The 14,880-nt window shown below is 62.8% G+C and carries 11 protein-coding genes; all 11 read left to right on the top strand.

The genetic code is table 11. The annotated features are described in order from the left end of the window. The first annotated feature begins 58 nt into the window (after positions 1–58). The 11 genes from gap to ACIPL0_RS03485 all read left to right on the top strand — a co-directional run bounded on the left by gap (position 59) and on the right by ACIPL0_RS03485 (position 14,826). Positions 59–1,060, top strand: coding sequence for a type I glyceraldehyde-3-phosphate dehydrogenase (gap, locus tag ACIPL0_RS03535; protein WP_400593627.1), 1,002 nt, complete (start codon positions 59–61; stop codon positions 1,058–1,060). Between the two features lie 551 nt (positions 1,061–1,611). After that, positions 1,612–2,130, top strand: coding sequence for an RNA polymerase sigma factor (locus ACIPL0_RS03530; protein ID WP_400593629.1), 519 nt, complete (start codon positions 1,612–1,614; stop codon positions 2,128–2,130). 86 nt (positions 2,131–2,216) lie between these two features. Beyond that, positions 2,217–3,182: a FecR family protein gene (locus ACIPL0_RS03525; protein WP_400593632.1), complete on the top strand. Its 966-nt coding sequence runs from the start codon at positions 2,217–2,219 to the stop codon at positions 3,180–3,182. 121 nt (positions 3,183–3,303) lie between these two features. After that, entirely contained in the window at positions 3,304–5,889 is a 2,586-nt protein-coding gene (locus tag ACIPL0_RS03520) for a TonB-dependent receptor (RefSeq protein ID WP_400593635.1), read from the top strand. A gap of 244 nt (positions 5,890–6,133) precedes the next feature. Beyond that, a complete protein-coding gene (locus tag ACIPL0_RS03515; protein ID WP_400593638.1) occupies positions 6,134–6,733 on the top strand; it encodes a biliverdin-producing heme oxygenase in 600 nt (199 codons plus the stop codon). Positions 6,734–6,829: 96 nt separating this feature from the next. Then, positions 6,830–7,240 (top strand): YbaN family protein, encoded by a 411-nt coding sequence (locus tag ACIPL0_RS03510; RefSeq protein ID WP_400593640.1) that lies wholly within the window; start codon positions 6,830–6,832, stop codon positions 7,238–7,240. A gap of 65 nt (positions 7,241–7,305) precedes the next feature. Next, complete coding sequence (locus ACIPL0_RS03505) at positions 7,306–7,656, top strand: DUF5064 family protein (protein ID WP_400593643.1); 351 nt, start codon at positions 7,306–7,308, stop codon at positions 7,654–7,656. A gap of 293 nt (positions 7,657–7,949) precedes the next feature. Next, entirely contained in the window at positions 7,950–9,458 is a 1,509-nt protein-coding gene (locus tag ACIPL0_RS03500; protein WP_400593646.1) for a sigma-54-dependent transcriptional regulator, read from the top strand. Positions 9,459–9,989: 531 nt separating this feature from the next. Further along, positions 9,990–10,373 (top strand): glycine cleavage system protein GcvH, encoded by a 384-nt coding sequence (gene gcvH, locus ACIPL0_RS03495; protein WP_400593649.1) that lies wholly within the window; start codon positions 9,990–9,992, stop codon positions 10,371–10,373. A 10-nt stretch (positions 10,374–10,383) separates the two neighbouring features. Beyond that, the gene (gene gcvP, locus ACIPL0_RS03490; protein WP_400593652.1) at positions 10,384–13,248 is read left to right on the top strand and encodes an aminomethyl-transferring glycine dehydrogenase; all 2,865 of its coding nucleotides are present in this window, start codon (positions 10,384–10,386) and stop codon (positions 13,246–13,248) included. Positions 13,249–13,449: 201 nt separating this feature from the next. Beyond that, positions 13,450–14,826: an L-serine ammonia-lyase gene (locus ACIPL0_RS03485; RefSeq protein ID WP_400593655.1), complete on the top strand. Its 1,377-nt coding sequence runs from the start codon at positions 13,450–13,452 to the stop codon at positions 14,824–14,826. Positions 14,827–14,880 lie beyond the last annotated feature (54 nt).

The following is a 14,880-nucleotide window of genomic DNA, read 5'->3' as shown; positions in this document are numbered from 1 at the left end:
TCTATTTTTTTGAGAATAATCTTGTAATTCCAACAACAAATTTACCGAGGACGTGTGTATGACTCTCCGCATCGCAATCAATGGCTTTGGCCGCATCGGCCGCAACGTCCTTCGTGCACTGTATACCCAGGGCTACCGTCAGGACCTGCAAGTCGTCGCCATCAACGATCTGGGCGATAGCGAGATCAATGCCCACCTGCTCAAGTACGACACCGTTCACGGCCCGTTCGATGCCATCGTCGAGCACGACAAGGAAAGCCTGACAGTCAATGGTGACCGTATTTCGGTCAGCGCCATCCGCAACCCGGCCGAGCTGCCGTGGAAGAACGAGAAGATCGACGTGGTCTTCGAATGCACCGGTCTGTTCACCGACCGCGCCAAAGCGGCCGCGCACATTACCGCAGGCGCGAAGAAAGTCATCATTTCCGCCCCGGCCAAAGGCGCCGACGCCACCGTGGTCTACGGCGTCAACCATGACGTGCTGCGTCAGTCGCACCAGATCATCTCCAACGCCTCCTGCACCACCAACTGCCTGGCACCGGTGGCTCAGGTGCTGAACCGTGAACTGGGCATCGAAAGCGGCCTGATGACCACTGTTCACGCCTATACCAACGACCAGAACCTGATCGACGTCTACCACACCGACCCGTACCGCGCGCGCTCGGCGACCCAGTCGATGATCCCGAGCAAGACCGGCGCCGCCGAAGCCGTGGGCCTGGTACTGCCGGAACTGGCGGGCAAACTGACCGGCATGGCCGTGCGCGTACCGGTAATCAACGTCTCGCTGGTCGACCTGACCGTGCAGCTCAAGCGCGACGCGACGGCCGAAGAAGTCAACGCGATCATGAAAGAAGCCGCCCAGCACTCGAAAATCCTTGGCTACAACACGCTGCCGCTGGTGTCCCACGACTTCAACCACAACCCGCTGTCGTCGATCTTCGACGCCAACCACACCAAAGTCAGCGGCCGTCTGCTGAAAGTGCTGGCCTGGTATGACAACGAATGGGGCTTCTCCAACCGCATGCTCGACAACTGCCTGGCGCTGATGAACGCCCGCTGATTGCACCCTCTCCCGTAGCAGTCCGACTTGCCGGCGATAGCGATCTCAAAAACGCCATCGCGGGCAAGCGCGCCCCTACGGCCTTCGGCCAGAAGCAAAAACAGAAGGCGTTCTCCGCCCCGCAGCAACACCGATCTATTGTGGGAGCGAATTCATTCGCGATGCCCCTCCAGACGACACAAAACCCTCGTCAGGAACACCGCATCGCGAATGAATTCGCTCCCACAGTTATTTACGGTGTCTGGCAGATTTCAGTACACCGCCAAAACCTGTAGCAGTCCGGCTTGCCGGCGGTAGCGATCTCAAAAACGCCATCGCGGGCAAGCGCGCTCCTACGGCCTTCGGCCAGAAGCCTACAAAGCCAGATCACCACAGCTCCCTCCCACGGCCTTCGGCCAGAAGCAACAGCAGATGGCCACACACCTCCCTGTAGCAGTCGCGCCAGAGCCCCACGCTCCCCCTGCCTTTACAAATTCTTTGCAACTTCCGCCCTTGACCAAAATGCTAGTTGATAAGCATTATCATTACTGAATTTCTGGTCGGGTATCCCCGTGAGTCAGTCGCACTTCAATGACGTTTTCCTTGCCCGGCGAACGATCCTGCTGCGCACCCTGCAACGCATGGTCCGCAACCCCAGCACCGCCGAAGACCTGCTGCAGGAAACCTACCTGCGGGTAACCCGTGCCTTGGGCGAACGGGCCATCGATCATCTGGAACCGTTCGTGTTTCAGACCGCGCGCAACCTGGCGCTGGACCACCTGCGCGCCCGACGCATCCATGCGCGCACCATGGTCGATGACGCGCCCATTGCCGATATCCACAACGTGGTCGCCCCCGATGCCGCGCTGGAAGACGCCGCCCACGCCAACCGTCTGCTGCAAAGCCTCAACGCCAGCCTGGAAAAACTCACGCCACGGCAACAGAAAATCTTCACCCTGAGCCGCCTTAACGGCTGCAGCTACCTGGAAATCGCCGAACAACTGGGGGTTTCCGCCAGCACCGTACAAAAGGAACTCAAGCTGATCATGGCGATCTGTCTGGGCGTCGCCGCCCGGCTGAACGACGCATGAGAGCAGCCTGAGCCTCAACCCCATAAGAAAATCCGGCGGAGATAGCGCTAAACTCCCGCCCCACACCGTGTATCCGAGGACGCTCCTTGACGGACACTCACACTCCTGGCCCTGGCCAGGCTGCCGGCACCTCACCCGAGCAGGCGATGGACCAGGCACTGGACTGGTTGATCGAACTGGACGGCGCCGACGCCCAGCAACACGCGCGCTTCCAGCAATGGCTGGCGGCCGACCCTGCCCATGGCGAAGCGTTCGCCAGGGCCGAGTCCGTGTGGAACTCACAGCCGGTGCTCGATGCTGCCGTCACCCTCGCCGCGCCGAAAAAACCTTCCGTGCTGCGCCGCCTGCGCCCGCACTGGCTGCCGCTGGCCACGGCGGCGGTGTTGCTGCTGGGTCTGTTCAATTTCAGCGACCTGCCCCTGCGCCTGCGCGCCGATCACCTGACCGTGGCTGGCGAGCGGCAGCGTCTGGAGCTCGAAGACGGCTCGAAAGTGCTGCTCAACACCCGCTCGGCGTTCTCCAGCGATGTCGATGACCGCCAGCGCGTGGCCCGTCTGTATCAGGGCGAAGCGTTTTTCGAGGTGCCGAACACCAAGGGCCTGCCGCTGGAAGTCGAAGCCGGCCCGCTGCGCATGAGCGCCAGCAGCTCGGCGTTTGCTGTGCGTTACCTGGACGGCGTGGCGCAGATTCAGGTGCAGCGCGGCGCGCTCAGCGTGCAGGGCGGCAAGGACCAGTCGCAACTCAATCTCGGCGCCGGCGACAGCCTGCGGGTCGGGCCGGACGGTCTGACCCATCGCGCCAAAGTCGACCAGAACAAAGACCTGGCCTGGGTCCAGGGCCGGCTGATTTTCGACAACTGCCCGCTCAGCGAAGTACTGACCGAACTGCGCCGCTACTACCCCGGCTGGATCGTCAACACCAATACCCGGCTGGATCAGGTCGCCGTGACCGGCAATTACCGTCTCGACAACCCCGTCGACGTGGTCCGTTCGCTGGCCCACATCACCTCCGCACGCCTGCACGAACTGCCCGCGCTGGTGATTCTGAACTGAGGAAAATTATTTTTACGCGATAGCCGTTCGTCGTTCGTCTCGTCATAGCCAATGCAAGTAATTCCTATTTGAAAAACACTTGCAAACACTCTAACGAGCCGTATCACAGGGAGCGCTATCGATGCTGTCCACGTTCAACCCCGCCACTTCCGACTCACCCAGAAGCACTCGCCATTTCGCACTCTCGTTGCTGACCGTTGCGGTATTCGCCGGTGGTCTGGGCATTACGCAAGTCTCTGCGGCAGAGCAGCCGGCACGGGTCGCGGGCAGCTATCAGTTTTCGATCAAGCAACAACCGCTGGTGTCGGCACTGAACGAGTTCAGCCAGATCACCGGCTGGCAGGTGGGGTTGTCGGCAGATCTGGCAAAGAACGTCACCTCGCCGGGTGTCAGCGGCATGCTCTCGCCGGAAAAGGCCCTGGATCGTCTGCTGGCCGGCAGCAACCTGAGCTATCGCAACCTGGGCAACAACAACGTGGTGCTGGAAAAACGCAGCGGCGGCGCGCTGGCGCTGGAACAGGTCACGGTCAGTGCCACCCGTCAGGCCCAGGCGGTGGACTCGGTACCCAGCACCGTCACCGTGCACGACCGCGCCGAACTGGACCGGCAGAACGTCAACAATATTCGCGATCTGGTGCGCTATGAGCCCGGTGTTTCCGTAGGCGGCGCCGGCCAGCGCGCCGGCACCAGCGGCTACAACATCCGCGGCATCGACGGCGACCGCATTCTCACTCAGGTCGACGGCGTCGAAGTGCCGGACAACTACTTCTCCGGCCCGTACGCCAGCACCCACCGCAACTACGTCGACCCGGAAGTGGTCAAGCGCGTGGAAATCCTCCGCGGCCCGGCCTCGGCCCTGTACGGCAGCAGCGCCATCGGTGGCGCGGTCAGCTACTACACCCTGGACCCGGAAGACATTATCAAACCGGGCAAAGACGTCGGCGCGCGCCTGAAAACCGGCTACAGCTCGGCGGACGACAGTTGGCTGAACTCGGCGACCGTGGCCGGCCGCAGCGGCGACTTCGACGGTTTGCTGCATGTCAGCCAGCGCAATGGCCGCGAAACCGAATCCTACGGCGAACACGGCGGAACCGGCCTGAGCCGCACCGCTGCCAACCCGGAAGACGTCCGCGCCACCAACGTGCTGGCCAAGCTGGGCTGGAACTATGGCGATAACGACCGCCTGGCCTTCACCTACGAGAAGTACAAGGACGACACCCACACCAACCAGAAAAGCGCGGTCGGCGGGCCGTTCACCGGTGGCCGTGGTTTCGGTTTCTATCAGGGCCGCGAAGGCAACGACGTCATCACCCGCGAGCGTTTCGGCGTGGAAAATCGCTTCGCCCTGGACAGCCTGCTGGTCGACAACGTCAAGTGGAGCCTGAACTACCAGATCGCCAAGACCGACCAGGACACCATCGAACGTTATGTGCCGGGCAGCCGTGATGTCTGGCGGACCCGCGACACCTACTACAAAGAACGTCAGTGGATCTTCGATGCGCAGCTGGACAAGGCTTTCACCATCGGCGACACCGACCATCTGCTGACTTACGGCACCACCCTCAAGCAGCAGAAAGTCACCGGCGAACGCAGCGGCACCGCGACCTGCGCCGCCGTGCTCGGCACCTGCCGTACCGTCGGCGCCACCAGCCCGACCGCCTCGGACAGCCTGGCGCCGACCAGCGACTTCCCGGATCCGACCATCAGCACCTACGCGCTGTTCGCTCAGGATCAGATCAAGTGGGGCGACTGGACCTTCATGCCCGGCGCACGCTACGACTACACCCGGCTCAATCCTCACGTCACTGACGAATTCCTGCGCGCAGTCAGCCTGACCAGCGCCGACCAGTTCAACGACAAGGACAAGAAGTGGCATCGCCTGTCGCCGAAACTGGGTGTGACCTACGCCTTCAATGACGCCTACACCTGGTACGGCCAGTACGCCGAAGGTTTCCGCACGCCGAGCGCCAAGGCGCTGTATGGCCGCTTCGAAAACCTCAACACCGGCTATGTGGTCGAGCCGAACCCGGACCTGGAGCCAGAGAAGAGCAAGAGCTATGAAACCGGTCTGCGCGGCCGCTTCGACGAGGGATCGTTCGACGTGGCGGTGTTCTACAACAAATACCGCGACTTCATTAATGAAGACGCCATTCAGCCGGCGACCTCCACCGAAGCGGTGTTCCAGTCCAACAACATCAAGCACGCCACCATCAAGGGCGTGGAACTGAAGGGCCGCCTGAACCTCGACAGCTTCGGCGCACCGCAAGGCCTCTACACCCAGGGCTCGCTGGCCTATCTGTACGGTCGCAACGACGACACCGGCCAGCCGATCAACAGCGTCAACCCGCTGACCGGCGTGTTTGGCCTGGGCTACGACCAAGACAACTACGGTGGCCAGCTGAGCTGGACTTTGGTCAAACGCAAGACCCGCGTCGACGACAGCAACTTCCACGCGCCGGACGGCTCGTCCAGCCAGTTCAAGACCCCGGGCTTCGGCATTCTCGACCTGACCGGTTATTACAAAGTCACCGACGACATCACCGTCAGCGGCGGCCTGTACAACCTGACCGACAAGAAATACTGGCTGTGGGATGACGTGCGCGGCTACGACGGCGTTGGCGAAGCGGGCGTGACCGCGCCGGCAAACCTCGACCGCCTGACCCAGCCGGGCCGCAACTTTGCGGTGAATCTGGTGTGGGATATCTAAAGGTCCTACGGCCCTCCGCTCCCTGTAGGAGCTGGCTTGTCCTGCGACCGGCGACGCAGTCGTCGTAAAACCTGCGAATGCGGTTTGTCTGATGCACCGCATTCGCCGGATTTACGACGACTGCGTCGCCGGTCGCAGGACAAGCCAGCTCCTACAAGGTCCGCGGGGCAACACAGATTTTTTTACGCTCAACCCCGCCTCGCTCGTCTCTTCATATAGCGCCCCTTCACACGGAAGACACTTCATGACCCAAGATGCCCCGCGCCGCTCCCAGCGGTTGAATCAGATCACCCACGCTCCGCACGACCAACTGGACAAGGCCGTCAAGGCCCATGCGCCGTTCGAGACTCTGGCCAGTTACAGCCGTTTTCTCAGCGCGCAGTACCTGTTCCAGCAGGAACTCAAGGCGCTGTACACCGATCCGCGCCTGATCGAACTGATCGCCGACCTGCCGGAGCGCTGCCGCGCCGAACAGGCCAGGGCCGACCTGATCGACCTCGACACGCCGATTCCGGGTTCGGTCAACGGCGCCGTCAGCAACCCGAGCCTCGCCGAAGCGCTGGGCTGGCTGTTCGTCTCCGAAGGCTCGAAGCTGGGTGCCGCGTTTCTGATCAAGCGCGCCGTGGCCCTGAACCTCAGCGAAACCTTCGGCGCACGCCACTTGGGCGAACCGGCCGGCGGCCGTGCCGAGGGCTGGAAACGCTTCATTCGCCTGCTCGACGAACTGCCGTTCAGCGAAGAACAGGAACGCCAGATCGACCACGGCGCCGTGGCCGCCTTCGAGCGTTTCAACGTGCTGCTGGAGCATGCCTATACGTCGGCTGCCGAGGCCGAACCGGCCTGAAGGCGCCCCCTCGGCGTCCGGCAGCTGTTAAGCTGGGCGCCTTTGCAGGGCGACACACCCTGCGCAACACCGTTCCCCCTGCCGTATCCGAGACTCATGACCAGCACACCTCCAGGCAGCAAACTGTCCCGCATTCTCTTCGGCATTCTGGCCTACGTCAGTCTGGCCATCGGCATCATCGCCATTTTCATCCCGGGGCTGCCCACCACCGAATTCATCCTGCTGGCCGCCTGGGCTGCGACCAAAAGTTCGCCGCGTCTCAGCGCCTGGCTGGAAAACCACCGCCTGTTCGGGCCGATGCTGAGCAACTGGCGCAACGGCAAACTGATCGCCCGCAGCGCCAAGATCAGCGCCACCGTGACCATGCTCCTCTGCGCGGTCTTGATGCTGGTGACGATCAGCCACCACTGGTGGATCTACTTCGCCATCACCGGCATGGTGCTGGTCAATTTGTGGATCTGGTCGCGCCCGGAACCGGCGACCCGGCAAGGCAACTGCACCGAATGATGAACCCCGGGCAGACCTCAGGGTCTGTCCTTGTACCTTCATCACTTTTCGCTGGAGCCATTGCCATGTTCGAGCCAGGCCACCTGCATATCGCCCGCCCCGCTCTGCAGCCGGACGACGTCGGCTACAACATCCACATCCGCTACGAAGTCAACCAGACCGACGGCGGCCCCGGCATGCACTTCGCCATGGACGGGGAAATCGACGGTCAGTCGTTCAACGAAGCCTTCGACCTGCCCAAGGACACCGCCTACAACTTCGCCAGCGAAGCCTCACGCCTCGCGGAAAAATACGGCCTGCCCAAAGACGCCGACCTGCATGACATGCACGGCGACTACGACGCCATGTTCGAAGACATTCGCGACAAGCTCGACATGAAATCCGGCGATGCGGTGAAGCCGGAGCATTTGGAGTAGTCAGGCCTGTGCGTCTGTCTGCCGACCTGCCTGTCTGCTTTCCTTTGATTCTGGCCGAAGGCCGTGGGAGGGAGCCCTGCTCGCGAAAGCGCCCGTTCAGACGACACTGTATCCACTGCCCCACTCCTGTAGGAGTGAGCTTGCTCGCGATCGCGTCAGACGAGTCACATTGGTATCGCAGGATAATCCGTCATCGCGAGCAAGCTCACTCCTACAAATCGGTCACACGCGAACCCTCTAGCGGTTTGCTGGCATAATCGCCCGCGTCTTTCGCCCGAATCCCTCTGCATCCCATGCGCATCCACGTCACGTTCATCGACCGCGTCGGCATCACTCAGGAAGTCCTGGCGATTCTCGGTGCGCGCAATCTGAACCTCGATGCCGTGGAGATGGTGCCGCCCAACGTCTACATCGACGCGCCGACCTTGAGCCATGAAGTCCTTGAAGAGCTCAAGGACCGCCTGTTTCGTGTACGCGGGGTCGAGGCGATCACCGTGGTCGACATCCTTCCCGGCCAGCGCCGCCACCTGCAACTGGACGCGCTGCTCGCCGCGATGACCGACCCGGTGCTGGCACTGGACAGCGCCGGCCACGTGCTGCTGGCCAACCCGGCGCTGGTGGCACTGTACGGCCACGAGCCCACCGGCAAATCGGTCGGCGAGCTGTTCGGCGATCCTGCTCTGCAAAGCGCGCTGCTGGAACACGGTTTTCGTCTACCCCTGCGCGAAGTCACCCTCAATGGCGAAGCATTACTGCTGGATGCCACTCCGATCACCGACGCCGGCGCCCTGCTGACCCTGTACCTGCCGAGCCGTATCGGTGAACGCCTGTCGGCCCTGCACCACGACCATGCCGAGGGTTTCGACTCGCTGTTGGGCGATTCCGCGCCGATCCGCACCCTCAAGGCCCGTGCGCAACGGGTCGCGGCCCTTGATGCGCCGCTGCTGATTCAGGGCGAAACCGGTACCGGCAAGGAACTGGTGGCCCGCGCCTGTCACGCGGTCAGTGCCCGGCACAACGCGCCGTTTCTGGCGCTGAACTGCGCGGCATTGCCGGAGAACCTCGCCGAAAGCGAACTGTTCGGCTACGCCCCCGGCGCCTTTACCGGCGCACAACGTGGCGGCAAGCCGGGGCTGATGGAACTGGCCAACCAGGGCACGGTGTTTCTCGACGAGATCGGCGAGATGTCGCCTTACCTGCAGGCCAAGCTGCTGCGTTTCCTCAACGACGGCAGCTTCCGCCGGGTCGGTGGCGACAAGGAGGTGCAGGTCAACGTGCGCATCCTCAGCGCGACCCACCGCGACCTGGAAAAGATGGTCGCTGAAGGCAGCTTCCGCGAAGACCTGTTCTACCGCCTCAACGTCCTCAATCTGGAAGTGCCGCCGCTGCGCGAGCGCGGCCAGGACATCCTGCTGCTGGCGCGTTATTTCATGGAACAGGCCTGCACCCAGATTCAGCGCCCGGTCTGCCGTCTGGCTCCGGGCACCTACCCCGCCCTGCTCGGCAACCGCTGGCCGGGCAACGTGCGCCAGTTGCAGAACGTGATCTTCCGCGCGGCGGCGATCTGTGAAAGCTCGCTGGTGGACATTGGCGATCTGGATATCGCCGGCACCTCGGTGGCGCGGGAAAACGACGGCGAAATCGAAAGCCTGGAAGCGGCGGTCGAAGACTTCGAGCGTTCGCTGCTGGAGAAGCTCTACAGCCACTACCCGTCGACCCGGCAACTGGCGGCGCGGCTGCAAACCTCACACACGGCCATCGCCCACCGGCTGCGCAAGTACGGGATTCCGGGCAAAGCCTGAGCTGGCAAGGGCTGAGAATGCCCTCGGTGCTGTTCTGCGAGAGGGACATCGATTTCGCGATAGCCAGCAGTGGCCGCGCCCTGTTTTTGATTCTGGCCGAAGGCCGTGGGAGCCGGCTTGCTGGCGAAAGCGTCAGGTCGGGCACTATGACGTTGAATGTCACACCGCATTCGCCAGCAAGCCGGCTCCCACAAGGTTAAACGCATGCCCGGAATCTGTAGCACGTCAGCATGGAATATCTCCCGGCGTTTGGCATAACGGGATTACTCTGCGGAACGATTTCGCAACACCGTAACGATTCCATTCCAAACCCCGTCCAACCCCAGCCTACAAGGCCTTGATCCCACAGACCTTTTCAAACCCTGCCGATCCGTAGCGATTTCGCTACACCCGTCGATGTCCACCCCCATCAAAAACCGACGAAACCCTTGATTTACAAGGCCTGGACAAGGTTGGCCGCAAACTTGCTATGCACTGCCCATCACGCTCGCGACCATGACGAGCGATTGTTTTTCATTGAGGGGACCTTTCATGAGCGAGTTGCGTTTTACCGAAGATCACGAGTGGCTGCGCGCCGAAGCCGACGGCAGTGTGACCGTTGGCATCACCGCCTTCGCGCAGGACGCACTGGGTGACGTGGTGTTCGTGCAACTGCCGGAACTGCAGCAGTATGAGAAAGGCGCCGAAGCCGCCACCGTCGAGTCGGTCAAGGCTGCCAGCGGCGTGTACATGCCGTTGACCGGTGAAGTCGTCGAGACCAACCCGGCGCTGGAAGACAGCCCCGAACTGGTCAACGAAGACCCGCTGGGCCAGGGCTGGTTCTTCCGCTTCATCCCTTCCGATGCCGCCGCTGTCGGCCAACTGATGGATCAGGAAGCCTACGACCGCCTGATCAAAGCCAACGCCGAAGCCTGAGGAACGCGCCATGACCGACCGCATTGAATTGAGCACCGCCAACGAATTCATCGCCCGTCACATCGGCCCGCGTGCCGACGACGAAAAAGCCATGCTCGCCACCCTCGGCTTCGACTCGCTGGAAGCCCTGAGCGCCAGCGTGATCCCGGAATCGATCAAGGGCACCAGCATCCTCGGCCTGTCCGCCGGGCAAAGCGAAGCTGACGCGCTGGCCGACATCAAGGCCATCGCCGGCAAGAACCAGCTGTTCAAGACCTACATCGGTCAGGGTTACTACAACACCCACACGCCGGCGCCGATCCTGCGCAACCTGCTGGAAAACCCGGCCTGGTACACCGCCTACACCCCGTACCAGCCAGAAATCTCCCAGGGCCGTCTGGAGTCGCTGCTGAACTTCCAGACCCTGATCAGCGACCTGACCGGACTGCCGATCGCCAACGCCTCGCTGCTCGACGAAGCCACCGCCGCTGCCGAAGCCATGACCTTCTGCAAACGCCTGAGCAAGAACAAGGGCAGCCACAAATTCTTCGCCTCGGCTCACTGCCATCCGCAAACCCTCGACGTGCTGCGCACCCGTGCCGAGCCGCTGGGCATTGAAGTCGTGGTCGGCGACGAAGCGCAACTGAGCGACGTCAGCGAATTCTTCGGCGCGCTGCTGCAATACCCGGCGAGCAACGGTGACGTGTTCGATTACCGTGAGCTGGTCGAGCGCTTCCATGCCGCCAACGCGCTGGTGGCCGTGGCTGCCGACCTGCTGGCCCTGACCCTGCTGACCCCGCCGGGCGAATTCGGCGCCGACGTCGCCATCGGTACCGCACAACGCTTCGGTGTGCCGCTGGGCTTCGGTGGCCCGCACGCTGCCTACTTCTCCACCCGTGATGCGTTCAAGCGCGACATGCCGGGCCGTCTGGTCGGCGTGTCCATCGACCGCTTCGGCAAGACCGCCCTGCGTCTGGCCATGCAGACCCGCGAACAACACATCCGCCGCGAGAAGGCCACCAGCAACATCTGCACCGCGCAGGTACTGCTCGCCAACATCGCCAGTATGTACGCCGTGTACCACGGCCCGCGCGGCCTGACCCGCATCGCCAACCGCGTGCATCACCTGACCGCGATCTTCGCCAAGGGCCTGAGCCATCTGGGCCTGAACATCGAACAGCAGTTCTTCTTCGACAGCCTGACCATCAACACCGGCGCGAAAACCGCCGAACTGCACGGCAAGGCACGCGCACAGCAGATCAACCTGCGCGAAGTGGATGCCGAGCGTCTCGGTCTGTCGCTGGACGAAACCACCCAGCAAGCCGACGTCGAAGCCCTGTGGGCTCTGTTCGCCGCCGACGGCCAGGCCCTGCCTGATTTCGCCGCCCTGGCCGCGAGCATCGAAGCACGTCTGCCGGCCGAGCTGAAGCGTCAGTCGCCGATCCTCAGCCACCCGGTGTTCAACCGTTACCACTCGGAAACCGAGCTGATGCGCTACCTGCGCCGTCTGGCCGACAAGGACCTGGCGCTGGACCGCACCATGATTCCGCTGGGCTCATGCACCATGAAGCTCAACGCCGCCAGTGAAATGATCCCGGTGACCTGGGCCGAATTCGGCAACCTGCACCCGTTCGCACCAGCCGCGCAAAGCGCTGGCTATCAGCAACTGACCGACGAGCTGGAAGCGATGCTGTGTGCCGCCACCGGTTACGACGCGGTGTCGCTGCAGCCAAACGCCGGCTCCCAGGGTGAATACGCCGGCCTGCTGGCGATTCGCGCTTACCACCAGAGCCGTGGCGACGACCGTCGCGACATCTGCCTGATCCCGTCGTCCGCCCACGGCACCAACCCCGCTACAGCCCAGATGGCCGGCATGCGTGTCGTGGTCACCGCCTGTGACGCCCGCGGCAACGTCGATATCGAAGACCTTCGCGCCAAGGCCATCGAGCACCGCGATCACCTCGCAGCGCTGATGATCACCTACCCGTCGACCCACGGTGTGTTCGAGGAAGGCATCCGCGAAATCTGCGCAGTCATCCACGACAACGGCGGCCAGGTGTACATCGACGGTGCCAACATGAACGCCATGGTCGGCCTCTGCGCCCCGGGCAAGTTCGGCGGCGACGTGTCCCACCTGAACCTGCACAAGACCTTCTGCATCCCCCACGGTGGTGGCGGCCCAGGCGTTGGCCCGATCGGCGTGAAATCGCACCTGGCGCCATTCCTGCCGGGTCACGGCCAGATGGAGCGCAAGGAAGGCGCGGTCTGCGCAGCGCCATTCGGCAGCGCCAGCATCCTGCCAATCACCTGGATGTACATCCGCATGATGGGCGGCGAAGGCCTGAAACGCGCTTCGCAGCTGGCGATTCTCAACGCCAACTACATCTCCCGTCGTCTGGAAGAGCACTACCCTGTGCTGTACACCGGCACCAGCGGTCTGGTCGCTCACGAATGCATCCTCGACCTGCGTCCGCTGAAAGAAACCAGCGGCATCAGCGTCGATGACGTTGCCAAGCGCCTGATCGACTTCGGCTTCCACGCCCCGACCATGTCGTTCCCGGTGGCCGGCACGCTGATGATCGAACCGACCGAAAGCGAGTCCAAGGAAGAGCTGGACCGTTTCTGCGACGCCATGATCAAGATCCGCGAAGAAATCCGCGCGGTGGAAAGCGGCGCGCTGGACAAGGACGACAACCCGCTGAAAAACGCTCCGCACACCGCGGCAGAGCTGGTCGGCGAGTGGAGCCATCCGTACAGCCGCGAACAGGCGGTGTACCCGGTCGCGTCGCTGATCGAAGGCAAGTACTGGCCTCCGGTCGGCCGCGTCGACAACGTGTTCGGCGACCGCAACCTGGTCTGCGCCTGCCCGTCTATCGAGAGTTATCAGGACGCTTGATGAAATAAGGGGCTACTGTGCGAGCAGTAGCCCTTTTCAAATCACGTTTTGCGGTGAGGCTGAACGCTCATCGCGAGCAAGCTCACTCCTACAGGTTTTGCGACGAACGCATCACCCATGAACGCCTCGAATCCTGTAGGAGTGAGCTTGCTCGCGATCAGGTCATATCGCGAAAGCCATAACAACAAAAGGAGCCCCATCATGTCCCTGAGCGTGTTTGACCTGTTCAAGATCGGCATTGGGCCCTCCAGCTCCCATACCGTGGGCCCGATGCGGGCGGCGGCGCGTTTTGTCGAAGGACTGCGCCGTGACGACCTGCTCACCTCCACCACCTGCGTCAAAGTCGAGCTGTACGGCTCGCTCGGCGCCACCGGCAAAGGCCACGGCAGCGACAAGGCTGTGCTGCTGGGCCTGGAAGGCGAACACCCGGACACCGTCGACACCGAACATGTTGCCGAACGCCTGCAACGCATCCGCAGCAGCGAGCGCATCAACCTGCTCGGCGAACACAGCATCGAATTCATCGAAAAGCAGCATCTGGCGATGATCCGCAAACCGCTGGCCTATCACCCCAACGGCATGATCTTTCGCGCCTTCGATGCCGCCGACATCCAGATCCGCAGCCGCGAGTACTACTCGGTCGGCGGCGGTTTCGTGGTCGACGAGGACGCCGCTGGCGCCGACCGCATCGTCGAAGACAGCACCGCGCTGGCGTACCCGTTCAAGACTGCCAAGGAATTGATGGCCCATTGCGCAAGCAGCGGGCTGTCGATCAGCCAGATCATGCTGGCCAACGAAGCGGCCTGGCGGCCCGAGGCGGAAACCCGCGCCGGCCTGCTGAACATCTGGCAAGTCATGCAGGACTGCGTCGAGGCCGGCTGCCGCAACGAAGGCATCCTGCCCGGCGGGCTGAAGGTCAAACGCCGCGCGGCGGCGCTGTATCGCCAGCTGTGCAAGAACCCCGAAGCCGCCCTGCGCGATGCCCTGTCGGTGCTGGACTGGGTCAACCTGTACGCACTGGCGGTCAACGAAGAAAACGCCAACGGCGGACGGGTCGTCACCGCACCCACCAACGGCGCGGCCGGCATCGTCCCGGCGGTGCTGCATTACTACATGCGCTTCATCCCCGGCGCCAACGAAGACGGCGTGGTCCGCTTTCTGTTGACCGCCGCCGCCATCGGCATCCTTTACAAGGAAAACGCTTCGATTTCCGGCGCCGAAGTCGGCTGTCAGGGCGAAGTAGGCGTGGCCTGCTCGATGGCCGCCGGTGCGTTGTGCGAAGTCATGGGCGGCAACGTACAACAGGTGGAAAACGCCGCCGAAATCGGCATGGAACACAACCTGGGCCTGACCTGCGACCCGATTGGCGGACTGGTGCAGGTGCCCTGCATCGAGCGCAACGCCATGGGTTCGGTGAAAGCCATCAACGCCGTGCGCATGGCCCTGCGTGGCGACGGGCAGCACTTCGTCTCGCTCGACAAGGTCATCCGCACCATGCGCCAGACCGGCGCCGACATGAAAAGCAAATACAAGGAAACAGCCCGTGGCGGGCTGGCCGTGAACATTATCGAGTGCTGATACCGGCCTCATTTCATTGTGATCCGCCCTCTGGCGCGGAACACGGGCATTGCC

Source organism: Pseudomonas sp. NPDC090208 (assembly GCF_044746785.1).
GTDB lineage: Bacteria > Pseudomonadota > Gammaproteobacteria > Pseudomonadales > Pseudomonadaceae > Aquipseudomonas.
The sequence above is the reverse complement of the archived record's forward strand: the minus strand, read 5'-3'. Positions and strand labels throughout refer to the sequence as shown.

Excerpts from the sequence above, each read along its gene's own strand:
- ACIPL0_RS03500 (WP_400593646.1), top strand. The coding sequence starts at position 7,950 with ATGCGCATCCACGTCACGTTCATCGACCGCGTCGGCATCACTCAGGAA.
- ACIPL0_RS03515 (WP_400593638.1), top strand. The coding sequence starts at position 6,134 with ATGACCCAAGATGCCCCGCGCCGCTCCCAGCGGTTGAATCAGATCACC.
- gap (WP_400593627.1), top strand. The coding sequence starts at position 59 with ATGACTCTCCGCATCGCAATCAATGGCTTTGGCCGCATCGGCCGCAAC.
- gcvP (WP_400593652.1), top strand. The coding sequence starts at position 10,384 with ATGACCGACCGCATTGAATTGAGCACCGCCAACGAATTCATCGCCCGT.
- ACIPL0_RS03505 (WP_400593643.1), top strand. The coding sequence starts at position 7,306 with ATGTTCGAGCCAGGCCACCTGCATATCGCCCGCCCCGCTCTGCAGCCG.
- ACIPL0_RS03485 (WP_400593655.1), top strand. The coding sequence starts at position 13,450 with ATGTCCCTGAGCGTGTTTGACCTGTTCAAGATCGGCATTGGGCCCTCC.
- ACIPL0_RS03520 (WP_400593635.1), top strand. The coding sequence starts at position 3,304 with ATGCTGTCCACGTTCAACCCCGCCACTTCCGACTCACCCAGAAGCACT.
- ACIPL0_RS03510 (WP_400593640.1), top strand. The coding sequence starts at position 6,830 with ATGACCAGCACACCTCCAGGCAGCAAACTGTCCCGCATTCTCTTCGGC.
- gcvH (WP_400593649.1), top strand. The coding sequence starts at position 9,990 with ATGAGCGAGTTGCGTTTTACCGAAGATCACGAGTGGCTGCGCGCCGAA.